The organism is Paraburkholderia sp. CHISQ3 (assembly GCF_030464945.1).
GTDB classification, from domain to species: Bacteria; Pseudomonadota; Gammaproteobacteria; order Burkholderiales; family Burkholderiaceae; genus Paraburkholderia; species Paraburkholderia megapolitana.
On the sequence record NZ_JALPRG010000005.1, the window covers coordinates 270,119 to 291,180 of the forward strand.

General features: G+C 62.3%; 19 protein-coding genes. 9 read left to right on the plus strand and 10 right to left on the minus strand.

Annotated elements, in window-relative coordinates; genetic code table 11:
• The first annotated feature begins 2 nt into the window (after nucleotides 1–2).
• The 3 genes from M0D65_RS13935 to M0D65_RS13945 all read left to right on the plus strand — a co-directional run bounded on the left by M0D65_RS13935 (nucleotide 3) and on the right by M0D65_RS13945 (nucleotide 2,615).
• Complete coding sequence (locus tag M0D65_RS13935; protein ID WP_266253196.1) at nucleotides 3–1,454, plus strand: aldehyde dehydrogenase; 1,452 nt, start codon at nucleotides 3–5, stop codon at nucleotides 1,452–1,454.
• Between the two features lie 122 nt (nucleotides 1,455–1,576).
• Entirely contained in the window at nucleotides 1,577–2,110 is a 534-nt protein-coding gene (locus M0D65_RS13940; RefSeq protein WP_266253197.1) for a RidA family protein, read from the plus strand.
• 85 nt (nucleotides 2,111–2,195) lie between these two features.
• Nucleotides 2,196–2,615: a DoxX family protein gene (locus M0D65_RS13945; protein ID WP_266253198.1), complete on the plus strand. Its 420-nt coding sequence runs from the start codon at nucleotides 2,196–2,198 to the stop codon at nucleotides 2,613–2,615.
• Here M0D65_RS13945 and M0D65_RS13950 read toward each other — a convergent pair.
• The 6 genes from M0D65_RS13950 to M0D65_RS13975 all read right to left on the minus strand — a co-directional run bounded on the left by M0D65_RS13950 (nucleotide 2,594) and on the right by M0D65_RS13975 (nucleotide 9,770).
• Nucleotides 2,594–3,433 carry an inositol monophosphatase gene (locus tag M0D65_RS13950; RefSeq protein ID WP_266253199.1) on the minus strand — a complete coding sequence of 280 codons (840 nt, stop codon included), beginning with the start codon at nucleotides 3,431–3,433 and terminating at the stop codon, nucleotides 2,594–2,596. The two genes, M0D65_RS13945 and M0D65_RS13950, sit on opposite strands and share 22 nt — an antisense overlap.
• Nucleotides 3,434–3,542: 109 nt before the next feature.
• Complete coding sequence (locus M0D65_RS13955; RefSeq protein ID WP_091008068.1) at nucleotides 3,543–4,394, minus strand: carbohydrate ABC transporter permease; 852 nt, start codon at nucleotides 4,392–4,394, stop codon at nucleotides 3,543–3,545.
• Between the two features lie 11 nt (nucleotides 4,395–4,405).
• Nucleotides 4,406–5,314 (minus strand): carbohydrate ABC transporter permease, encoded by a 909-nt coding sequence (locus M0D65_RS13960; RefSeq protein ID WP_266253200.1) that lies wholly within the window; start codon nucleotides 5,312–5,314, stop codon nucleotides 4,406–4,408.
• A 54-nt stretch (nucleotides 5,315–5,368) separates the two neighbouring features.
• Nucleotides 5,369–6,613 (minus strand): ABC transporter substrate-binding protein, encoded by a 1,245-nt coding sequence (locus M0D65_RS13965; protein ID WP_266253201.1) that lies wholly within the window; start codon nucleotides 6,611–6,613, stop codon nucleotides 5,369–5,371.
• A 45-nt stretch (nucleotides 6,614–6,658) separates the two neighbouring features.
• Nucleotides 6,659–8,605 carry a beta-galactosidase gene (locus tag M0D65_RS13970; protein WP_266253202.1) on the minus strand — a complete coding sequence of 649 codons (1,947 nt, stop codon included), beginning with the start codon at nucleotides 8,603–8,605 and terminating at the stop codon, nucleotides 6,659–6,661.
• A gap of 16 nt (nucleotides 8,606–8,621) precedes the next feature.
• Nucleotides 8,622–9,770, minus strand: a complete 1,149-nt coding sequence (locus tag M0D65_RS13975; protein WP_266253203.1) for an ABC transporter ATP-binding protein — start codon at nucleotides 9,768–9,770, stop codon at nucleotides 8,622–8,624.
• 291 nt (nucleotides 9,771–10,061) lie between these two features.
• On the opposite strand from M0D65_RS13975, the gene M0D65_RS13980 reads away from it, so the two are divergent.
• Complete coding sequence (locus tag M0D65_RS13980) at nucleotides 10,062–11,123, plus strand: LacI family DNA-binding transcriptional regulator (RefSeq protein WP_266253204.1); 1,062 nt, start codon at nucleotides 10,062–10,064, stop codon at nucleotides 11,121–11,123.
• 19 nt (nucleotides 11,124–11,142) lie between these two features.
• Here the strand turns inward: M0D65_RS13980 and M0D65_RS13985 are convergent, their stop codons facing one another.
• The 4 genes from M0D65_RS13985 to M0D65_RS14000 all read right to left on the minus strand — a co-directional run bounded on the left by M0D65_RS13985 (nucleotide 11,143) and on the right by M0D65_RS14000 (nucleotide 16,209).
• Nucleotides 11,143–12,228, minus strand: a complete 1,086-nt coding sequence (locus tag M0D65_RS13985; protein ID WP_266253205.1) for a substrate-binding domain-containing protein — start codon at nucleotides 12,226–12,228, stop codon at nucleotides 11,143–11,145.
• An 81-nt stretch (nucleotides 12,229–12,309) separates the two neighbouring features.
• Nucleotides 12,310–13,689 carry an LLM class flavin-dependent oxidoreductase gene (locus M0D65_RS13990; RefSeq protein WP_266253206.1) on the minus strand — a complete coding sequence of 460 codons (1,380 nt, stop codon included), beginning with the start codon at nucleotides 13,687–13,689 and terminating at the stop codon, nucleotides 12,310–12,312.
• 53 nt (nucleotides 13,690–13,742) lie between these two features.
• Nucleotides 13,743–14,963: an SfnB family sulfur acquisition oxidoreductase gene (locus M0D65_RS13995; protein WP_266253207.1), complete on the minus strand. Its 1,221-nt coding sequence runs from the start codon at nucleotides 14,961–14,963 to the stop codon at nucleotides 13,743–13,745.
• 4 nt (nucleotides 14,964–14,967) lie between these two features.
• A complete protein-coding gene (locus tag M0D65_RS14000; RefSeq protein ID WP_266253208.1) occupies nucleotides 14,968–16,209 on the minus strand; it encodes an SfnB family sulfur acquisition oxidoreductase in 1,242 nt (413 codons plus the stop codon).
• Between M0D65_RS14000 and M0D65_RS14005 the strand changes: the two genes are divergently transcribed.
• The 5 genes from M0D65_RS14005 (at nucleotide 16,208) to M0D65_RS14025 (ending at nucleotide 21,048) form a co-directional block, all read left to right on the plus strand.
• Nucleotides 16,208–16,384: a hypothetical protein gene (locus tag M0D65_RS14005; RefSeq protein WP_170275655.1), complete on the plus strand. Its 177-nt coding sequence runs from the start codon at nucleotides 16,208–16,210 to the stop codon at nucleotides 16,382–16,384. The two genes, M0D65_RS14000 and M0D65_RS14005, sit on opposite strands and share 2 nt — an antisense overlap.
• Before the next feature lie 104 nt (nucleotides 16,385–16,488).
• Nucleotides 16,489–17,505, plus strand: a complete 1,017-nt coding sequence (locus M0D65_RS14010) for a sugar ABC transporter substrate-binding protein (protein WP_266253209.1) — start codon at nucleotides 16,489–16,491, stop codon at nucleotides 17,503–17,505.
• On the plus strand, nucleotides 17,506–19,068 hold the full coding sequence (locus M0D65_RS14015) for a sugar ABC transporter ATP-binding protein (protein WP_266253210.1): 1,563 nt from the start codon (nucleotides 17,506–17,508) through the stop codon (nucleotides 19,066–19,068).
• Nucleotides 19,065–20,096 carry an ABC transporter permease gene (locus tag M0D65_RS14020; protein WP_266253211.1) on the plus strand — a complete coding sequence of 344 codons (1,032 nt, stop codon included), beginning with the start codon at nucleotides 19,065–19,067 and terminating at the stop codon, nucleotides 20,094–20,096. Before M0D65_RS14015 ends, M0D65_RS14020 begins: the two co-directional genes overlap by 4 nt.
• The gene (locus M0D65_RS14025; RefSeq protein ID WP_266253212.1) at nucleotides 20,089–21,048 is read left to right on the plus strand and encodes an ABC transporter permease; all 960 of its coding nucleotides are present in this window, start codon (nucleotides 20,089–20,091) and stop codon (nucleotides 21,046–21,048) included. The genes M0D65_RS14020 and M0D65_RS14025 overlap by 8 nt, the downstream gene beginning before the upstream one ends.
• Nucleotides 21,049–21,062: the final 14 nt, after the last annotated feature.

A 21,062-nucleotide genomic window follows, 5' to 3' on the forward strand; every position in this document is an offset into this window, starting at 1 on the left:
AAATGAGCACTATCGATATGTTGATCGGCGGCCGTAAAGTCCAGGCCGCGGGCGGCGCCACCTTCGAACGCCGCAATCCGCTGGACGGCGAGGTCGCCACGCGAGCACCGGCCGCCAAAGCCGTCGATGCCCGCGCAGCCGCCGACGCTGCCGCCGCGGCCTTCCCGGTGTGGTCCGCCTTCGGCCCCAGCGAGCGCCGTGCGCTGTTGCTCAAGGCCGCTCAGGCACTCGAAGCCAAGGCGCCCGCGTTGATCGACGCGATGGCCCGCGAAACGGGAGCCTCATCCGTGTGGGCCGAATTCAACGCGCACCTGGGCGTCAGCTTGCTCGTCGAGGCGGCTGCGCTGACGAGCCAGATCAACGGCGAAGTGATTCCCTCCGATATCCCAGGCAACCTCGCGCTGGCCGTACGCGTACCCGCTGGCGTGGTGCTCGGTATCGCGCCGTGGAACGCACCCGTCATCCTGGCGTTGCGTGCCATCACCACGCCGCTCGCCTGTGGCAATACCGTGATCCTGAAGGGTGCCGAGATGAGTCCGCATACCCAGGGCCTGGTGATCGAGGCATTGCAGGAAGCGGGCCTGCCCCCGGGCGTGGTCAACTTCATCACCAATGCACCGGAAGACGCCGGCGAAGTGGTCGAAGCGATCGTGTCTCACCCCGCCGTCAAACGCGTCAACTTCACCGGCTCTACACGCGTGGGCCAGATCATCGCCCAGACCTGCGCGCGATATCTCAAGCCTGTCATTCTGGAACTGGGCGGCAAGGCGCCTGTGCTGGTGCTCGACGACGCCGACCTCGAAGTGGCTGTCGACGGTGTCGCCTTCGGCGCCTTCGTCAACTCGGGTCAAGTTTGCATGTCGACCGAGCGCATCGTCGTGGATGAAAAGATCGCTAACGCCTTCGTCGATCGTCTCGTCGCTAAAGCCAGCAGCCTGCCGTTAGGCGATCCACGCAAAGGACCTGTAGTGCTCGGCTCAGTAGTGGATAGCCGCACCGTGCGACACACCAACGACCTGATCGAAGACGCATTGGCCAAGGGCGCCAAACTACTGTGCGGCGGCAAGTCTGACAACACGCTCATGGCCGCCACGCTGCTGGACTATGTGACGCCCGAGATGCGCATCTACCGCGAAGAGAGTTTCGCACCGGTCAAGGGCATCGTGCGTGTGAAGGGCGACGAGGAAGCGATTGCCGTCGCCAACGACAACGAGTTCGGCTTGTCTTCAGCGGTGTTCAGTCGCGACACCGCGCGCGCCTGGAACGTGGCGCTGCGCATCGAATCGGGCATTTGCCATATCAACGGCCCGACCGTCCACGACGAAGCGCCGATGCCGTTCGGTGGCGTCAAGCACTCGGGCTTCGGTCATTTCGGCGGCCGTGCCGGCATCGACTTCTTCACCCAGTTGCGGTGGATCACGATCCAGACCACGCCGCGCGAGTACCCGTTCTGATGCATGACGCAAGCGTCTATGCCAAAAGACCTACTTACTCTGGGCGATGAACGAGACGCTTCGATCAGCAAAAATTCGTAATGGGCGTATGCGTCCATCACCCTTTATAGACGAGGAACCAAATGTTGAACATCATGCGCTCTAAAAGTCTCTCCCGAATCGCGCTGACCCTGGCGCTTGGCACAGCACTCGTTGCGCTGCCTCCGCTTGCATACTCCAAGCAACGCGTCGAACTCACCGACTATCAAAAGCAATGGGGTTTCTCGCCGCTCGTCGTCACCAAGGGTGGCGAGATCATCTGGCTTGGCGGACATACAACCACGACCGACGATAACGGCAAGGACATCTCCTACGACTTCAAGGCGCAGGTCCGCCAGATCTTCAAGAATATCGATGCCGATTTACAGCGCGTAGGCGGCAACGTGTCGGATCTCGTGTCGATCACGGTCTACGTCAACGACCCGCGGATGAATCAGACGGAGGCGGAAGTCATCAAGGAAGTTTTCAAGGACGGCCCGTACCCCGGTTCCGCGCTTCTGACCATCTCCAACTTTGCGCGCCCGGGCATCGTCGTCGAGGTTCAAGGGATTGCGGTCATCAAGGATGAACTGAACCGGCCGCCGGCGAAATTGCCCGCGCAACAGAAGAGCGAATAAAGGCAAGCACACGCCCGATCCGCGCTTAAGCCTTTGCCACCAATAAGCGCGCAAGTACCGCACACACGTATTAACGGAGATTTCCATGACATCGAGTTCAACGTTCCTCGCTAACCAGAAAGACGCTTTACTGCTCCTGTCCCGTATCCTGCTTGTCATCCTGTTCGTGCTGTTCGGATGGGAGAAACTGCTGGACTATTCCGGCACGGTGAAACTGATGAATATGGAAGGTGCACCGTTGCCGGCCATCTCCGCACTGATCGCGATCGTGCTGGAGTTCTTTGTCGGCATCGCCTTGCTGATCGGTTATCAAACCCGGCCGCTTGCGCTACTGCTCGCGCTCTATACGATCGGCACCGCGATCATCGGCCACCACTACTGGTCGGTACCGCCCGCCGATCACATGAACATGATGATTCACTTCTACAAGAATCTGTCGATTGCGGGTGGACTGGTTGCGCTGGGTGCGGCAGGACCGGGGCGTTATTCCGTCGATCGCGGCTGAAATAGCGCCTGTCGCGCTCGCTCCCAGCTTTCCTTGTCGGGCGCGCAGATCAACCCTCCTGTCAGGTGATCGGGTCGATAGGCGCTCCCGTCGAAATGCGCGCTATAGCCGCCTGCTTCACGATGAAGCAACCAGCCGGCAGCGTGGTCCCAAGGCATCAGCTTGTTATAGAAGAGTAGATGGCAGTGTCCCGCGGCGACCATTCTGTACTCGTGCGCGGCGCATCGGAGCCAGGAGCTCATCCCTAGTCTGGAGAGGTTGCCGTTGACCGTGGTTCGCAGCGGTTCGGGAAGGAAGTTGGTGCCGATGATCGCGTTCATCTCCGGCACGGGTACCGCAGATGCTACGCGGAGTTCGATGCGAGTGGGGCCATCGCCTTCAAGCCACGCGCCTTCGCCGCGCACTGCCAGTGCTGTGTCGCCGCAGACGGGATCATGAATCGCAGCGAGTGCGATCTCTCCACGGATGGTCGCCGCGACCATGATGCCGAACAGCGGCAACCCCGACACGAAGTTCTTCGTACCGTCGATAGGATCGACGATAAAAGCAAGTTCCGCCGATGCAAGCCCTTCGAGTACGGTCGCATCGCGTGCTGCTTTTTCTTCGCCAATGATAGCGGCGCCCGGAAAGAGGCGACTAAGGGACTCCGATATCGCGCGCTCCGCCGCGAGGTCTGCATCGGTCACCACATCGAAACTCGAGGTCTTCTCGCGCACTTCGAGTTCACGAACCTTCCGGAACCGCGGCATCACTTCGCGCTGTGCGACATCGGCAAGCATTCCGGCAATGGTAACGGCGTCCTTGGACGAAAGCTTCATGGTCTGCTATCCGTATGGGGTTGCGCAGCCAGTCGAAAATCCGACTGAGTGACGAGCATACTATCCCCTACTCTCACCTGTCGCCACCGTCCGCCACCAACGCACGCGCTTACCCCTTCGTCGCCCCAAACGTCAACCCAGCCACGAAATGCCGTTGCATCGCGAAGAACATCATCACTGAAGGTAACGCTGCGAGTATCGACCCAGCCGACACCAGATTCCACGCAGTCACCCACTGCCCCTTGAGCGCGGCCACGCCGACCGTAATCGGTGCTGCATCGTCACCGGTCGTCAGACACAGTGCCCAAAAGTAGTCGTTCCACACGAAGGTAAACACGAGAATCGCGAGCGCCGCAAGCGCAGGCCGGATCAGCGGCAACACGATGCGAAAGAACACCGTCCATTCGTTCGCACCTTCGATACGCGCCGCCTCGACCAGTTCGAATGGCAGTTGCTTGATGAAATTACGTAGAAACAGCGCGCAAAAACCGGTCTGAAAAGCCACGTGAAACAGGATTAGCGCGCCAACCGTATTGAAGATACCCAGTTCCAGCGACAGGTTACGCACCGGAATCATCAGGATCTGGATCGGCACGAAATTACCCGCGACGAACGTCGCAAACAGCGTCGTGTTGCCGCGGAACGAATAGATCGCGAGTGCAAAACCCGCCATCGAAGCGAGCACGATCGAACCCACCACCGCCGGCACCGTAATCAGCACGCTGTTCCAGAGGTAATGCAGCATCGGCGACGTGGTCAACGCGTCGCTGTAGTTGGCAATCAGCGAGAAGTGCTTCGGCCAGCCCCAGTAGTTGCCCTCGACAAGCTCGTCGGATGAACGGATCGACGTCACCATCACGGCAAGAAGCGGCAGCAGCCAGATGAAAAGCGCAACAGGTAACGACAGCTTGTACAGCGTCCGGTTGACGGGCTTCCATCTGGCGATCGGTGTCGGAAACATCGCGCGCTCCTTTATGACTCGGTGCGCAGCATACGGCGCAGGTGATAGACGATGTACACCATCATGATCGCGAACAGCACCACCGCAATCGCGGCGGAATAGCCGATGCGGTAGTACTTGATCGCCTGGTCGTACATGTAATACGCGAGCACGGTCGAACTTTCGAACGGGCCGCCGCCGCTCATCACAGCGATCAGATCGAAGCTGCGCAACGCACCGATGATCGTCACGACGATCGCCATGAACGTCGTCGGCCGCAGTTGCGGCAGCACGACGTGTCGCAGCATCGCCCAGCCTTTCGCGCCCTCCATCCGCGCGGCTTCGATCTGCTCCGCGTTGAGCGTAGTCAGCCCGGTGAGGTACAGGATCATGCAATAGGCAGTCTGCGGCCACAGCGCGGCGAAGATGATGCCGAAGCTCACATAGCGCGGATCGCCTAACACCGGTATGCCGTGGCCGAGGATCAGTTTGAGAAGACCAAACGTCGGATCGTAGAACCAGCTGAACATCAACCCGACCACCACACCCGACAGCACAAACGGCGCGAAGAACAGCGACTTCACCACGCGGATGCCGCTGACCGCCTGGTTCAGATACAGCGCGACCGCGAGACCCATCGGCGGTGCGAGAAGGAACATGACGAGCCACAGCAGGTTGTTCTTGAGCGCGGTGTAGAACGTCGGCGCGTGAAACAGCTCCACGTAGTTGGCGAAACCGACAAAGGTTTTCTCCGTCATCCCGTCCCAGCTGTAAAAGCTGAGTGCAATGCTCGACAGGATCGGCCACACCACGTAGATCGCAACCATCGCGCAGGCCGGCGCGAGAAACAGAAACGCGGCGACACGCTGCTGGCGCGCCGTAGCCGACAGTTTCCTGCGACGCTTCGCGCGAGCGACCGGCGCGCGGAGGGTTTCGGACATCGTGCTCTCCTCATCGGTTATGCGGCTCGCCGACCTGGCGAGCCGCATAACGCGTCACTTCTTGTAGATGCGCTTGCGCGTCGCTTCGAGCTGCGCGAGTACGTCGTCGAGCTTCGACGGATCGGAGACGAACTGCTGCATCCCCTTCATGCCTTCGTCGGCCATTTCCTTCGTCATGTCGCGATCGTAGAACTGCGCGATACCGCCCGTCGTCTGCGAGAGGATCTGGAAGCCGGTCTTCGAAATCGCATCGTCCGGTTCCGGCGACTGGCTATTGGTCGGCAACGAGCCCATGCCCTTCGCCAGTTGCGCGCTGATCGCAGGCGTCTCGGCAAATGCGAGGAACGTGTGCGCATCGGCCTTGTTCTTCGCTTTCGCCGGAATGTGCAGCGACTCCACCGGGCCATCTTCAGCAGTCGGCACCTTGCTGTCGATGATCGGGAACTGGAAGAAGCCCATCTGCGGCTTGATGTTCTCCGGGAAACCCGCCGTAATGAACGTGCCCATCAGCATCATCGCCGCCTTGCCCTGGAACAGGAACGGCTGCACGGCGTCGAGATCGTAGGACAGCGAGTTGTCGATGAATATCTTGTCGTCGATCAGTTGCTTCCACGCGGTGTACACCTTCTTCACGCGCGCATCGGTATACGGTACTTCGCCCGCCATCAGTTGCTGGTGGAATGCATTGCCGTTGATACGCAGATCAAGATAGTCGAACCAGCCGGCCAGCGTCCATGCATCGCGGCCCGCCACCGCGACCGGCACGATGCCCGCGGCCTTCAGCTTCTTGCAGGCGTCGAGGAATTCCGGCCACGTCTTCGGCTCGCCGGCAATACCAGCCTTCTGGAACAGATCCTTGCGATAGAACATGCCCCACGCGTAGTACACGGTCGGCGCGGAATACTGCTTGCCGTTGTACGTGGACGATTGCTTCGTCGACGCGTACATCGCATTCCAGTTGTTGCGGTTCCAGTCGGGCGTCAGGTCTTCGAGCAGGCCGCGCTTCGCGTAGTACGCCATGCGCTCGCCGTTGTGCCAGTTGATGATATCGGGAGGCGCGGTCGTGAGCCAGCCCGGCAGTTGCACCTTGTAGGCTTCCTCGTCGACGAACGAGACCTTCACGTCGATGTCGGGATGCGCCTTGTGGAACGCATCGAAGGTCTGCTGCCAGACCGCGCGCTGGCTCGCGCCCTTGAAGGCGATGTTGGCGGTGAGCGTACCGGCCTGCGCGGCGCCCGTCGCAGCAAATGCAACGGCCAGCGCGACACCGGTTAACGCTAAGCGAATCGAAGTTTTCATGCGCGTCTCCTCATGGATGAGTGTTGTGTACTTCGCTTGCTGTCTTCAACTGCGATAGATCGCGACGCCCTGCGGCTCGACCTTCTGCCGCCCGACGACAAAGCTGCCGGGTGCCTCGATCCGGTACGGCGCGTCGCCGTAATTGAACACGTAGGTCAGCGCACCGCGCCGGCTGATGCGCACACCATCCGGTAGCGCCTGCGCAGGCAGCCCTGCCTGCCGGGCAACGTCGCCGAGTAGCGTTCGTGTCAGCGTTTCATCGAAGGGTGCCGCCAGATAGCGAATCGACCCATGACGCACGATGGCCGGATGACCGTCGGCAAAGCGCGCATCGATCTGTACGCCTTCGCCTGTTTCCACAAAATCGCGCCAGTGGTACGCATCTCCGGTGACGCTTCCGTTGACCTTCACCGCAATGCCCGGCCGCATCGATTCGACACGCCACACGCGAATCGGCATGATGCTCGCGAGATCGGCGCCCGGCGGCAACGTGCCGGGAATCGTCAGGCTTTCGGTCTTCGATCCGCTGCGTGGCCCAAGCACCACCTGCGCGCCGCTCGCGGCCAGCCTTGCGGCGAAGCCCGCAGGCACAACTGGCAGCGGAGGCACAACGATCATGCTGTAGCCATCAAGCGGCGCACTCGACGCAATCACATCGACGTCGAGTCCGAGACTACGCAGCGCGCTGTAGTACTCGAACGCGAAGCGTGGATAGTGAAAGTCCGCGCCCTGCGGATGAATCTCGAACAGCCACTTCGCTTCGTAATCCCAGATCAGCGCGACCTTCGCGACGACCGGCATGACACCGTCCGCCTTTAGCACCGCATCGATTTCCTGCGCGACCGCCGTTGCTTCCAGACCACCGATGTCGAGCCGGTTGTCCGGTGTGTTCAACCCCGCATGCATCTGTTCCTGCGCAAACGGCGCCTGGCGCCAGCGGAAATACGACACGCAACCGGCACCGTGCGCGAACGCTTCCCAGCTCCATAGCCGCACCATCCCCGGCAATGGCGCCGGATTCCATTGCGCCCAGTTCACCGGTCCCGGTTGCTGCTCCATCACCCAGAACGGCAGCGCCGACATGCCGCGATAGACGTCGTGATTGAACGATGCAAAATCCGGATGCCCGGTGCGCAACCACTTCGCCTTGATTTCCGGCGCGAACCACTGCTCTTCGAGCGCGCCGAGCGGATAGCTGTCCCACGCGGCAATCTCGAGGTCGGCCGCGACCTTGTAGTGATCGAACTCGGTGAAGAGCTGCATGAAGTTATGCGCAACCGGTCGACCCGGCGAGTGCGCGCGAATGATGTCGACCTGCATGCGGTTAAAACGCACGACTTCGTCGGAGGCGAAGCGTCGATAGTCGAGCCGATGCGACGGATGTGCTTCGGTCACCGTGCCAATGGGCGGATCGATTTCTTCGAAGCTACGGTATTCCATGCTCCAGAACACCGTGCCCCATGCGGTATTGAGCGCATCGATATTGCCGTAACGCTCTCTTAGCCAGCTGCGAAAACGCGCGGCCGCAGCAGGCGAATAACTGACCACCGTATGGTGACAACCGAATTCGTTATCGGTTTGCCAGAACGCGACCGCCGGATGCCTGCCATAGCGTGTGGCGACTGCCCTGCAGATCGTGCGCGCAGCTTCGAAGTACGACGGCGACGAAAAATCGTAGTGCCGCCGCGAGCCGAAGCCGCGCACGCGGCCATCCGCACCGACCGGCAGGATGTCCGGATGACGATCGATCAGCCACTTCGGCGGCGTCGCTGTCGGCGTGCACATCACAACCTTCAGGCCGGCGTCGCCGAGCACGTCGACCGCACGATCGAGCCAGTCCCATTGGTACTCGCCCGGCGACGGTTCGATACGGCTCCACGCGAACTCTGCAATCCGCACGTAGTCGATGCCGAGCGCCCTCATGCGCGCGGCGTCGTCCTTCCACATTGTCTCCGGCCAATGCTCCGGGTAATAACAGACTCCAAGACGCATACGGTGCGCTCCTACGCTAGTGATTGATAGTCGCCGGTGGGACGGCGAAACCGTCTTCGGTAAACAGATGGCATGACGCCGGCGGCACGTTGAATGCGACGGTTTCGCCGCTGCCGGGCGTGTGGTCGCCTGGCGCTTTGGCGATCAGCGCCGCATGCGATGTCGTGCTGTCAGGTTGATCGAGATGCAGATAGCTGTGCTCGCCGAGACGCTCGACGAGCGACACCGTGCGGCGAATCTGCTGAACGCCGTTGTGCGCGGCGGCGGGTTCGAGATGTTCGGGGCGAATGCCGAGCGTGACGTTCTGGTCTGGCTGCAGCGCGGTACCGTCGAGCAGCGTATCGAGACGTTCGCCGGTTCCGTCGAGCGCGATCTGAACGCTACCGGCGTTGCACGAAACCACGCGCGCAGGCAGAAAATTCATTCTCGGCGAACCAATGAAGCCTGCGACGAAGCGGCTCTTAGGCCGGTGATACAACTCGAGCGGCGCACCGATCTGCGCGATGCTGCCGTACTTCGCAGTGTCGGCGCCCGCATGAAGCAGCACGATCTTGTCGGCAAGCGTCATCGCTTCGATCTGATCGTGGGTTACGTAGACAACGCTCGCCTTGTCGAACTGCTTATGCAGACGCGCAATCTCAACGCGCGTCTGGCCGCGTAGCGTCGCATCGAGATTGGACAGCGGCTCGTCGAACAGAAACACGCCCGGGCTACGCACGATCGCGCGGCCGATCGCCACGCGTTGCCGCTGCCCGCCCGAGAGCGCCTTCGGACGCCGCTCCAGCAGCGCCTCGAGTTGCAGCACGCGCGCTGCTTCGCGAACCTTGCGATCGATCACGTCTTTCGGCGTCTTTGCAAGCGTGAGGCCGAACGCCATGTTCTCGTACACGGTCATGTGCGGAAACAGCGCATAGCTCTGAAACACCATCGCCACACCGCGCTGCGCAGCAGGCACATCGTTGACGAGCTTGCCGTCGATCAGCAGATCGCCATCGGTGATGTCTTCGAGGCCCGCGATCATGCGCAGCAGCGTCGACTTGCCGCAACCCGATGGACCAAGAAATACGCAGAACTCGTGCTCGCCGATCTCGAGATCGACGTCGCGAATAACCGCCGCATGGTCGCCATATGCCTTCTGAACCGATCGTAACGAGATGCTCGCCATGCCCGACGTCTCCGTATTTTCCCTCGGAGACACATCGAGGTTAAGCGCTTAACCTCGTGCCGTAGAAAAAACGATCCGTGTCTGGATCGCTACTGTCCGGCCGTCTCCGTCGTGATGTTCTTGCTACCTTGGGACGAAATCTAACGAGGTCCACGCAATCATGCAAATACCGGGAAGTTATCCCGAAATGTGGACACCCCTGCCAAAACTTGCAGCCCGACCGCATGCTTGCGACAGTTGCGCCGACCTTGATTCGCCGGCGCATTCATCCTCACTCGACCCAAAGCATCGATGACCACCCTGATGGAAGTCGCGCAACGTGCCGGCGTCACTCCGGCCACCGTATCGAACGTGCTGCGTCAGCGCGGCAAGGTCGGTGCAGCAACGCGCGAGCGCGTGCTGGAAGCGGTCGCGGCGCTCGACTATCGTCCGCACCTCACTGCACGCGCACTGGCGGAAGGCAGCACGCCGACGCTCGCGCTGATGGTCTCGAGCATCGCGAATCCGTTTTATCCGGAGTTCGCGCTCGCCGCCGAACGAGCCGCGCGACGTAGCGGGCGCTTCCTGATCGTGTGCAATACCAACGAAGACCCCGTCATGCTGCGCGCGTACCTCGATCAGATTGCGGGGACGTTGTCCGAAGGCATGCTCGTGATGAATGCGAAAGTCGATTTCGAGGTGCTGCGCAAGACCCAGGCACGCGGCACACCGGTCGTGCTGTGTTTGTGGGAGCGGCCGGAAACCCCGCCCGGTATTCCATGTATTGCCGTCGATTTCGCCGCAGCCGGTGCGCTCGCCGCGCATCATCTGCTGGAGCTGGGGCATCGGCGGATCGGTGCGATTCTCGCTGGCGGGCTCGATGGCGTGCAGGCACCGCGCTATGAGGGTTTCTGCGCGACGTTGAAGTTAGAGAACGTCGCGCATCCCGATAGCGAAGTGCGCTTCACCACCGACTCCGTGCAAGGCGGATATCAGGCTGCCGTGCAGTTGCTCGACGCACATCCGGATCTCACCGCAATCTTCGCGACCAACGACCTGCCAGCGCTCGGCGCAATGCATGCCGCTGCCGATCGCGGGCTGCGTATTCCTGAAGACATTTCGGTGATCGGCATCACCGATATTCAGCTGGCACGCGAATCGCGTCCGGGGTTATCGACGGTCGCGGTGCCGACTGAAGCTGCTGCGACGCTCGCGGTTGAATTGCTGGAAGCGTTGATCGACGGCAAGGCCGGCGGTAACGCACCGATGCAGATTGCGCCGGTGCCTGTACTGGTTGTGCGCGCATCGACAGGCCCGGCGCGGCGGAAAAAACGTCGCCGTCAGACGGCAGAGCGTTCGCGCGGGAAGCGCTGAAGCGCGACGCTCTGTACGCTCAATCCGCCACCGGAATCCACGCCGCCTGCGCCGCATCGCTCGTGCGGAACGCCGGAAATTTCGCGCCGAGTTCGGCGATCGTGTGGATGTCGTTCTTGACGAGGTCATCACGGGTAATCAACGCGGGCCGCACGGCGATGTGGGCGCCCGGATTCTGCCCCGCCACCAGCAGCGCCGCCGCCCGCACCGATACCGCGCCAACCACGGCTGGATTGGTCGCCGCAGTTGCAACCCACGCGCTACCCGGTGCGCGGATCGCTTCGATATCGGCGGTTGAAATATCGGCGCTGTAGATGCGGATTTTCGTCGACAGTTTGGCTTCGTCAGCGGCGAGTTTCGCGCCGCGCGCGAACTCGTCATACGGCGCAAACACGACGCGGATATCGGGGTGCGCACGATACGCAGCCGCAGCCTGATTCGCCACCGATTGCGCAATCGGATTGTCGACCGTGCCCCAGCGCGCTTTCTCCTGCACCTTCGGATGCGCTTCCTTGAAGCTGCGCCATACCGCATCGCGCCGGTCCAGCGGCGCAAAACCCGCTACATAGACATAACCCGCCGCAAATGCATCGCCGTTGTCCTTGACCGCCTGATCGAGCAGCAGCGTCGCCAGATCGCGATCGCTCTGTTCGATCTGCGGCACCTTCGGGTTGTTCAGATCGACGTCGAAAGCGACGACCTTGATACCTTTATCGAGTGCACGTTGCACGACATCCTTCAGCGATTCCGGCAAGCCGTGATTGACGATGATCGCCGATACGCCGAGGCTGATCGCCTGCTGGATCTGCTCGCGCTGCTCCGCAGCGTCCTGGCGCCCTTCGTAAATGCGCAGATCGATGCCGAGCGCTTTGGCCTGTTTCTGCGCACCGGCTTCATAGGCCTGGAAGAAATCGCCGGTCGACAGATAGTTGACCAGTGCGACCTTTACGCCGCCTTTGTCGAACGGCGCAGGTGCGCCTTTCAGTGGTTCGGCATTCGCAACATTCGCCGCGGTTGTTACAAGGAACGTGGCCAATACAGCTAGCGCGACGGCAATAGGCAGCGATGCACGCACACGGCGCGCAACATGAACAAGCGATCTCATCGAAAGTCCTTTTCTATTTTCTGGCCGCTACGAACGGCCCGTGAAGTTCATATGTATGAACGAGTGAAGCGATAAAAATCTTCATTCGTGTGCCGCATGTGCCGCGCGATAGCTCGCGCCCGGATGCGGTCCGGTAAGCCGCGCGCCGCCGCCGTGCAATTTTTCGCGCAGCGTGCCTTCAGCATAGTCGGTCTTGTAGACTCCGCGGCGCTGCAATTCCGGCACCACCAGATCGACGAAATCGCTGAACGTTTCGTGCGTCAGCGCATACGCAAGATTGAAACCGTCGACATCTGTCTCGTCGACCCACGACTGCAGTTCATCGGCGATTTCGCGCGGATCGCCCACCGACAGCGGACCCAGCCCGCCTATACCGCCCCACTTCGCAATCTCGCGCACGGTCCACACGCGCGTCGGATCCGCGCTCGACAACGCCTCCACCGCCGACTGCACCGCATTGCTTTCGATATGCCGCAGCGGTTCGTCGAGTCCGTACTTCGACAGATCGATACCGGTCCAGCCGGACATCAGCGCGAGCGCGCCTTCGTCGCTTGCATAGCGGCGATAGTCGGCGTGCTTCGCGTGCGCTTCGGCGGCGGTGTTGCCGGTGATCACCGTATGCAGGTTGAAAATCAGCACATCGTGTGGATCGCGACCGAACGACTTCACGCGTGCACGGATATCGGCGACGAAATTCTTCAAGATCGTGCGTGACGGTGCGGCGATGAAGATACATTCCGCGTGCTGTGCCGCGAAGTCCTTGCCACGTTTCGACGCACCCGCCTGATACAGCACCGGTGTGCGTTGCGGCGACGGCTCGCACAAGTGGATGCCGGGCACGTCGAAGTAGGTGCCGCGATGCCCAATGGGATGCACCTTCGACGGCTCGGTGAACCCCTGCCGCGCCGCATCGCGCACCACCGCATCGTCTTCCCACGACGATTCCCACAGCTTGTAGCAAACCTCCAGATACTCTTCGGCAAGTGCATAGCGTTCGTCGTGATTCGCCTGGCTCGGCAAGCCGACGTTGCGCGCGGCACTGTCCAGGTACGACGTGACGATGTTCCAGCCGACTCGTCCGTTGGTGAGGTGGTCGAGTGTCGACATGCGACGCGCGAACGGATAAGGATGTTCGTACGACAACGAACACGTCACGCCAAAGCCGAGATGCTCGGTCACGTTGGCCATCGCGGAGACGAGCAGCACCGGATCGTTGACCGGCACCTGCGCGGCCTGGCGAATCGCCGCCTCGCCATTGCCCTGGTACACATCGTAGATACCGAGTACGTCGGCGATAAACAAACCATCGAACTTGCCGCGCTCAAGCAGCTTCGCGAGGTCCGTCCAGTAGTCGAGGTGTTTGTAGCGCCACGACGTATCGCGTGGATGCGCCCACAAGCCCGGCGATTGGTGCCCGACGCAGTTCATGTCGAACGCGTTGAGGCGGATCTGTCTCGTCATCGTCGAAATCCTGGAGTAGAGCGAACGAAAATTCGGAACGAAAACGCGGCGCGTTACAACGCGCCGTGACGCGGCGGCAGCGTGTCGTTCAGATAGTAGTTGCCGACCGTGATGTACTTCCAGCGCACCGGATCATGCAGCGTATGCGTGCGCGCGTTGCGCCAGTGGCGATCGAGGTTGTGTTCGCGCAACGTCGCCTGGGTGCCGGCCAGTTCGAGCAGTCTTGTCGAAGCCTGCAACGCGATCTCAGTTGTCGCGGCGCGCGCCTTCGCCACCGCAATCGATGCAGCCGCCACCGTGCGTTCGTCGGACTGCGCGGCCGCTACATCGACGCTGCGGCCCGCGCGTTCGAACAGCGCATCCGCTGCGTCGAGTTGCAGCGCGAGCTTGCCGAACAGTTCGAGCGTAAGCGGATCGTCGCTGGCGCGTTCTACGCCGCTGTCGACCCACGGCCGCGACCGCTCGCGCACGAAGCGCCGCGCGTCGGCAAACGCTGCGCGGGCGATGCCGAGATCGACGGCGGCATGGATCAACTGTCCGAGCGGGCCGACCGTCGTCGGGCGCGCATCGAATGCGGTGCTGTACGGCACCACGGCTGCGGCATCGACGTACACGTTGTCGAGTACCGTCGTACCGCTGCCCGTGGTGCGCTGTCCGAAGCTCGACCAGTCGTCGATGACCGACAGGCCCGCTGTGTCCGCTGCCGTGAAGGCGACGTACAGCGTGTCGTCGGCCGCTTTCGCGACCACCGGAATCCATTGCGCAAACAGCGCACCGGTCGAATAGAACTTCGTGCCGTTGATCCGGAAACCGGCGCCTTCCGGTGTCAGCGTGGTTCGATAGTCGCGCACTGTCTTCGTGCCGCGTTCGGACAACGCGTTGCCGAAGCGGTCGCCCGCCAGCGCACGTTCGAAGTAAAGCGCCTGTTGCTCGCGTGTACCGTTCACACGCAGCACGTCGAGCATGAAGAAATGGTTCTGCGGAATCTGGCCGAGTGCCGGGTCGGCGGCGGAGATGATCGCCGTGACCTCCGCGAGCGTCGCAAACGATACCTGCGCGCCGCCATATTCGCGCGGCACCGCGATGCCCCACAAACCACTCGCCGAATACGCTTCGATTTCATCGAACGGCAAGCGACGCTCGCGATCGCGTTCGGCGGCACCTTCGGCGAACGTTGGCGCGAGCGCACGGGCGATGTCGAGCGCCTGCTGGTCGCTCTCGATGCGCGTTGCGACACGCTTGCCACGCGCCACTGAATCTGGCAATGCGCTCATGACGTCAATTCCACGGATGACGCGCCGGTTTGACACCGTTCAGATAGTAGTTGCCGACGAGGTGATACTTCCAGCGCACCGGGTCGTGCAGCGTATGCGTGCGCGCATTGCGCCAGTGACGATCGAGGTTGTGTTCGCTCAACGTCGATTGCGTGCCCGCCAGTTCGAACAGCTTCTCGCTCGCAAGCAACGCGATCTCGGTGGTCAGCACTTTCGCTTCGCCGACCGCCACCGAAGCGCGCGCGACGTCGTCTTCGCTGACCTCGGGTTGCGCGGCAATCGCATCGAGCGTACGCGCAGCGCGTTCGAGCAACGCATCGGCCGCGTGAAGCTGGATGTGCAGATGGCCGATCTCGCGCACGGTCAGCGGATCGTCGGCTGCGCGCTCCACTCCGCTATCGATCCACGGTCGCGAACGTGTGCGCACAAACGTAAGCGTGTCTTCAATCGCAGCATGTGCAATGCCAGCATCGATGGCGGCCTGGATGATCTGCGAAATCGGCCCGTTCAGCGTCGGAAAATCCGACACGCGATGCGCGGGAAACACATGCGAAGCGGGCACACGCACGCTATCCAGCACGACCGTGCCGCTTGCCGTGGTGCGCTGGCCGAAACCCGACCAGTCGTCGATCACCGTCAACCCCGGCGTGCCCTTCGGGATGTAAGCGAGCCAACCCTTGCGATCGTCGTCGAGTCCGAGCACCGGTACATAGTGCGCAAACAGCGCGCCGGTCGAATAGAACTTCGTGCCATCCACCACATAGTCGTCGCCGTCACGCCGCACGCGGGTCTTCAAATCGAGCACGTGCTTCGTGCCCTTCTCCGAGAAACCGTTGCCGAAGCGCTTGCCACTCAGGATCTCGCCGAAGAAATAGCGTTTCTGCTCATCGGTCCCGGTCAACGAGATCACGTCGACGAGCCCATAGTGATTCTGCGGCAACTGTCCAAGCGACGGATCGGCTGCTGCAACGATCTTCACGACCTCGGTCAGTGTCACGAACGACACGCCTGCGCCTCCGTATGCCTTCGGCACCGTGATCGCCCACAGCCCCGATTGCGAAAACCATTCGATTTCTTCGTGCGGCAACCGACGTTCGCGATCGCGCACGGCTGCTTCTTTGGCGAGTCGCTGTGCAAGCGCGCGCGCCGCTGCTATAGCGTCGGCATCGTCGGCAATCACACGGGCCGTGTGTTGCGTATCGGCTTGCGCCGGTTGCGACAAAGCCGTTTCGTCGAGCTCGGCCATGCAAATCTCCGCTGTAGTGACTGTGCGCACAATCTATCAGCGGGCATGGCGTGCGCAAACTGAGGGTTTCGGCAATGAATATTCCTTCGGCTGGCAAGCAGATCCAGACAGCATCGAGTACTACGCCGCGGCCGTCATATCGATAGTCCGAATCGATGTTTCAGCAGCGATGTGAGTTGCATTAGAGTCGGCGAGACCGGCAGCGCCCGCTGCCTCTCTCCTTTCCCATTTCCGGGTCCCGACGCGCACCGCGTTCGACCGCCTTTCGTTTCTTTCGACATGACACGCTCGCACATTCCCCTTGCCTCGCTTGCTGCTGCCGCTCTATTTGCTTTTTTCACCGCCGTCGTACCGCATGCCGCCCAGGCGCAAGGCAACGATGCTGCGATCCCGTCGCTAAAGGGAAAACGCATCGGCATCACCGTGGCCGGTACCGATCACTACTGGGACCTGAAGGCATATCAAGGCGCAGTGGATGAAGTGAAACGCCTCGGCGGCACCCCGATCGCACTCGACGCAGGCCGCAACGACAACCGGCAGATCGCGCAGATCCAGACGCTGATCGCACAGAAGCCGGATGCGATCGTCGAGCAACTCGGCACCGCGTCGGTACTCGAACCGTGGCTGCAAAAAATCCGCAAGGCCGGCATCCCGCTCTTCACAATCGATACCGCATCGCCGTCGAGCCTGAACGTCACGACCTCCGACAATTTCTTTATCGGCGAGCAGCTTGCGCTGAAGCTCGTCAACGACATTCACGGCGAGGGAAATATCCTTGTCTTCAACGGTTTCTATGGCGTGCCGGTCTGCGCGATCCGCTATGACCAGTTGAAGGAAGTGCTGAAGTTCTACCCGAAGGTGCATATCCTCCAGCCCGAACTGCGCGATGTGATTCCGAACACCGTGCAGAGCGCCTATGCGCAGGTGAGCCAGTTGCTTGGCAAATACCCGAAAGGACAGATCGCCGCGATCTGGGCCGCCTGGGACGTGCCGCAGGTCGGCGCGACGCAGGCCGTGGACGCCGCCGGTCGCAGTGAGATCAAGACCTATGCGGTGGACGGTAGTCCCGATGTCGTGACGCTTGTCAAAGATCCGAAGTCGAGCGCAGCGGCAGTCGTCGCGCAGCAACCGGCGCTGATCGGCAAGACCGCCATCGATAACGTCGCGCGCTATCTTGCCGGCGATCGCACGTTGGCACCGTACACGTATGTACCGTCGCTGCTCGTCACCAAGGACAACGCGGGCACCGCGCAGCAGACGCTTGGTCAGCTTGGCGCGGCCTCAGGCGCGAAGTAAATGAGCGACACGCATCACCCGCCCGCGCTCGCACTGCACGACATCGTCAAACACTTCGACGGTGTGCCGGCGCTGCGCGGCGCATCGCTCGAGGTCGCGCGCGGTACCGTGCACGGACTGATCGGCCAGAACGGCGCGGGCAAGTCGACGCTAATCAAGATTCTGGCGGGCATCCACACAGCGGATTCGGGCACGCTATCTATCGACGGCATCGAGCAACCGGCGACGACGCATCGCGATCGTCACGCGGCGCTCGGTTTCATTCATCAGGAGCGTCTGCTGCCGCCGACCTTCACGGTCGCCGAAGCATTGCTGCTCGGCGACGAACGCGCTGTCGGGCCACGTGCCGCCGGCACACTGCGCCTGCTCGCGCCGCGTCGCATGCAGCGCGACGCTCGTGCTGCGCTGCTTGCGCACTTCGGCGTCGAAATCGATCCGCGCCGGCTGATCGGCGACCTGAGCGTCGCGGAGCAGCAGATCGTGCAGATCACACGTACGCTGATGCGCGAGCCGCGCATTCTGGTTTTCGACGAACCGACCGCGGCGCTGGTCAGTCGTGAAGTCGACCGGCTGCTCGACACGATTCGCCGTCTGCGCGAGCGCGGCCTGACGATCCTGTACGTCTCGCACTATCTGAACGAGATCGCCGCAGTCTGCGATCGCGTCACCGTGCTGCGCGATGGCGTCGATGTCGAGCACGTCGACGCACGCACCACACCGGCCGATGCACTGGTCGCCGCGATGATCGGTACGTTGCCCTCGGCGCGCGCTGCAACCACGACGCGTCCGCCCGGCGATATCGTGCTGCGCGTACGCGGTCTCGCCGCACCACAACGCTTCGACGACGTGTCATTCGATCTGCGCCGCGGCGAGATCGTCGGCGTGACGGGTTTGCTCGGTTCCGGCGGCAAGAACATCGTACGCAGCCTGTTCGGTCTGGAACGCGGCGTGCGCGGCAGTATCGAGATCGACGGTCGCGAGGTGCGGCTGCGACGGCCGCTTGATGCGGTACGTGCGGGTATCGCATTCGTTCCGGAAGATCGCCGCGCGCATGGCGTCGCACCGGCGCTGTCGGTGCGCGAAAACACAACGCTCGCGAGCCTCGCGCGGTTTAGCCGCTTCGGTTGGCTCGCACGGCGTCGTGAGACGCAAGCGGTGCAGCAACTGATCGAAACGCTTGCAGTGCGCGCGCCGGGCATCGAGGCGCCGGTACGCACGCTGTCGGGCGGCAATCAGCAGAAGGTCGCGCTTGCAAAGTGGCTCAGCCGCGGCTCGACGCGTGCGTCCGTCGTCTATCTGCTCGACGAGCCGACGATTGGCGTCGATGTCGGTGCGAAAGCGGAGATCTACCGGCTGCTAGATCGGCTGGCACGCGAAGGTGCGGCGGTCCTGCTGTTTTCCAGCGATCTGCTCGAACTACTCGACATCACCGACCGCGTGCTCGTGATGGCGCGTGGCCGGCTCGTGCGCGAACTGGTCTCGCGCGAGACCGACAGCCGCCAGGTGCTCGCGTGGGCCGCGGGTGCGCGAACTACATCGACTGACGAGGAGCTTGCCGCATGAGCAAGGTACTCGATGCCGCCGGCACGCGCGAACGTTTGCCCGCATCCTCGATCCGTTTCGGCGATCCGCAATGGTGGTTGCGCAGCGGCGCGGCGCTCGCGTTCGCCGCGGTGTTCGCCGGTTTCGCGCTGAGTTCGCCGCTGTTTCTAACGCTCGCCAATCTGGCCAATGTGTTCCAGCAGTCGGCTGTGGTCGGAATACTCGCGCTTGGCTTGACAGTCGTGCTGATCGGCGGTGGAGCGGACCCGATCCGCGGTGGGCTCGATCTGTCGGTGGCGGCCAATCTTGGTTTATGTGCCGCGGTCTATGCGGTCGCGCTGCGCGACGGTGCGAGCCCCGTTGTGGCGTTGCTGCTCACATTCGTCGCCGGCGCAAGCGTCGGCGCGCTCAATGCGTTCGCGGTGGTGGTGCTGCGGATCTACCCGCTGCTCGCCACGCTAACCACGATGAATCTCTGTGCTGGCTTCGAGCTGGTGTTGACGCAGAACACATCAGTACCGGCAGCAAGCCCGTTGCTCACGTTCCTGCTCGACAACGGACCGTTCGATATTCCGGTCGTGGCTTACGCACTCGTGGTCGTCTCGGCAGCGTTCACGGTGCTGATCCACTACACACCGTTTGGCCTGCGGCTGCATGCAACCGGTGCTCATCGCGACGCCGCGCGCGCCGCCGGCCTGCGTACGAACGGTTACCTCGCGGGCAGCTATGTACTGGGCGGTCTCGCGGCGGCGCTCGCCGCCCTGGTTTCATCGTCGCTGCTGAGCGGTAGCGCACCCGGTGCCGGCGAGAACCTGCTTGCGGTCGTAGCCGCAGCGTTGCTCGGTGCCGTGTTCTCGCGGCGGCTCGTGCCGACCATTCCCGGCACGTTGCTGGCGGTCCTGTTCATCGGCATGATCGGCAACGGCTTTCAACTCGACAATGTGTCGAGCTATTGGGTCAACGGTGTCGAAGGCGTGCTGATCCTGTTCGTCGTCGCAACCACTGCGTTCGTGCGGCGGCGTCATGCCGGGAGCGATGCTCATGATTGACACACTCGCCCGTCTGCAGCGCTTCGCGCTGGTCGGCGCACTCGCCGTCGTGATCGTCTTCTTCGCGATCTATGCGCCCGGTTTCGCGCGTGTCGACAACTTCGCCGATGTGCTGCTGAACAATTTCGCGCTGCTCGCCATCGCGGCGCTCGGCATGACGCTCGCGCTGTCGCTCGGTGCGATCGATCTGTCGCTCGGCACGTCTATCGATGTCGCGAGCCTCGCGTTCGTACTGCTCAGCGCGCATCACGTTGGTGTGCTGCCCGCTGCGCTCGGTGGCCTCGGCGCGGCGCTGCTGGTCGGCGCGTTCAACGGCGTGCTGATCGCACGGCTTGGTATCGCGCCGTTTCTCGCGACGCTCGGCACGCTGTTCATCGGGCAGACTGTGCAGCAACTGGCCACCGACGGCGGCCAACCCGTCTATCTACTGAACGTCGCGCTGCCGCCGCTGTTCAGCGCGCTCGCGCACGGCACGTTCGCCGGTCTGCCGGTGCCGCTGTGGATCGTGATCGTCCTCGCACTCGCCGTGCATGTCACGCTCGCGCATTCGGTGTTCGGCCGGCAGATCGCGGCGCTCGGTGCACAGCCGGGTGTCGCGCGCTATTCCGGCTTGCCGGTGGCGGCGTTAGGTGGCGCAATCTTTGTCGCGAGTGCGTTGATCTATGGTGTGGTTGGGTTGTTGCTGTCGTCGACCGTGAAAGCGTATGTGCCGCAGGCGGGCAACGCGTACCTGCTGAACGCGATCGGTGCGACGTTCATCGGGACGACGCTGTCGCCGACGCGTCGTCCCGGCGTCACGGGCACGCTGCTCGGTGTGTTGCTGCTGGGCCTCGTTGCCAATGGGCTACTGCTGATTGGCTGGAATTTTTACTGGCAGCAGGTTGCTACCGGTGCGCTGATTTTCGCGGTGCTCGCGGTTAGTTTTGCGCAGCGGCACGGGCGGTACGCATGACGCTAATCGCTCTA

Coding starts and splice junctions, on each gene's coding strand:
- M0D65_RS13935 (WP_266253196.1), top strand. CDS start 3: ATGAGCACTATCGATATGTTGATCGGCGGCCGTAAAGTCCAGGCCGCG.
- M0D65_RS13940 (WP_266253197.1), top strand. CDS start 1,577: ATGTTGAACATCATGCGCTCTAAAAGTCTCTCCCGAATCGCGCTGACC.
- M0D65_RS13945 (WP_266253198.1), top strand. CDS start 2,196: ATGACATCGAGTTCAACGTTCCTCGCTAACCAGAAAGACGCTTTACTG.
- M0D65_RS13950 (WP_266253199.1), bottom strand. CDS start 3,433: ATGAAGCTTTCGTCCAAGGACGCCGTTACCATTGCCGGAATGCTTGCC.
- M0D65_RS13955 (WP_091008068.1), bottom strand. CDS start 4,394: ATGTTTCCGACACCGATCGCCAGATGGAAGCCCGTCAACCGGACGCTG.
- M0D65_RS13960 (WP_266253200.1), bottom strand. CDS start 5,314: ATGTCCGAAACCCTCCGCGCGCCGGTCGCTCGCGCGAAGCGTCGCAGG.
- M0D65_RS13965 (WP_266253201.1), bottom strand. CDS start 6,613: ATGAAAACTTCGATTCGCTTAGCGTTAACCGGTGTCGCGCTGGCCGTT.
- M0D65_RS13970 (WP_266253202.1), bottom strand. CDS start 8,605: ATGCGTCTTGGAGTCTGTTATTACCCGGAGCATTGGCCGGAGACAATG.
- M0D65_RS13975 (WP_266253203.1), bottom strand. CDS start 9,770: ATGGCGAGCATCTCGTTACGATCGGTTCAGAAGGCATATGGCGACCAT.
- M0D65_RS13980 (WP_266253204.1), top strand. CDS start 10,062: ATGACCACCCTGATGGAAGTCGCGCAACGTGCCGGCGTCACTCCGGCC.
- M0D65_RS13985 (WP_266253205.1), bottom strand. CDS start 12,228: ATGAGATCGCTTGTTCATGTTGCGCGCCGTGTGCGTGCATCGCTGCCT.
- M0D65_RS13990 (WP_266253206.1), bottom strand. CDS start 13,689: ATGACGAGACAGATCCGCCTCAACGCGTTCGACATGAACTGCGTCGGG.
- M0D65_RS13995 (WP_266253207.1), bottom strand. CDS start 14,963: ATGAGCGCATTGCCAGATTCAGTGGCGCGTGGCAAGCGTGTCGCAACG.
- M0D65_RS14005 (WP_170275655.1), top strand. CDS start 16,208: ATGCAAATCTCCGCTGTAGTGACTGTGCGCACAATCTATCAGCGGGCA.
- M0D65_RS14000 (WP_266253208.1), bottom strand. CDS start 16,209: ATGGCCGAGCTCGACGAAACGGCTTTGTCGCAACCGGCGCAAGCCGAT.
- M0D65_RS14010 (WP_266253209.1), top strand. CDS start 16,489: ATGACACGCTCGCACATTCCCCTTGCCTCGCTTGCTGCTGCCGCTCTA.
- M0D65_RS14015 (WP_266253210.1), top strand. CDS start 17,506: ATGAGCGACACGCATCACCCGCCCGCGCTCGCACTGCACGACATCGTC.
- M0D65_RS14020 (WP_266253211.1), top strand. CDS start 19,065: ATGAGCAAGGTACTCGATGCCGCCGGCACGCGCGAACGTTTGCCCGCA.
- M0D65_RS14025 (WP_266253212.1), top strand. CDS start 20,089: ATGATTGACACACTCGCCCGTCTGCAGCGCTTCGCGCTGGTCGGCGCA.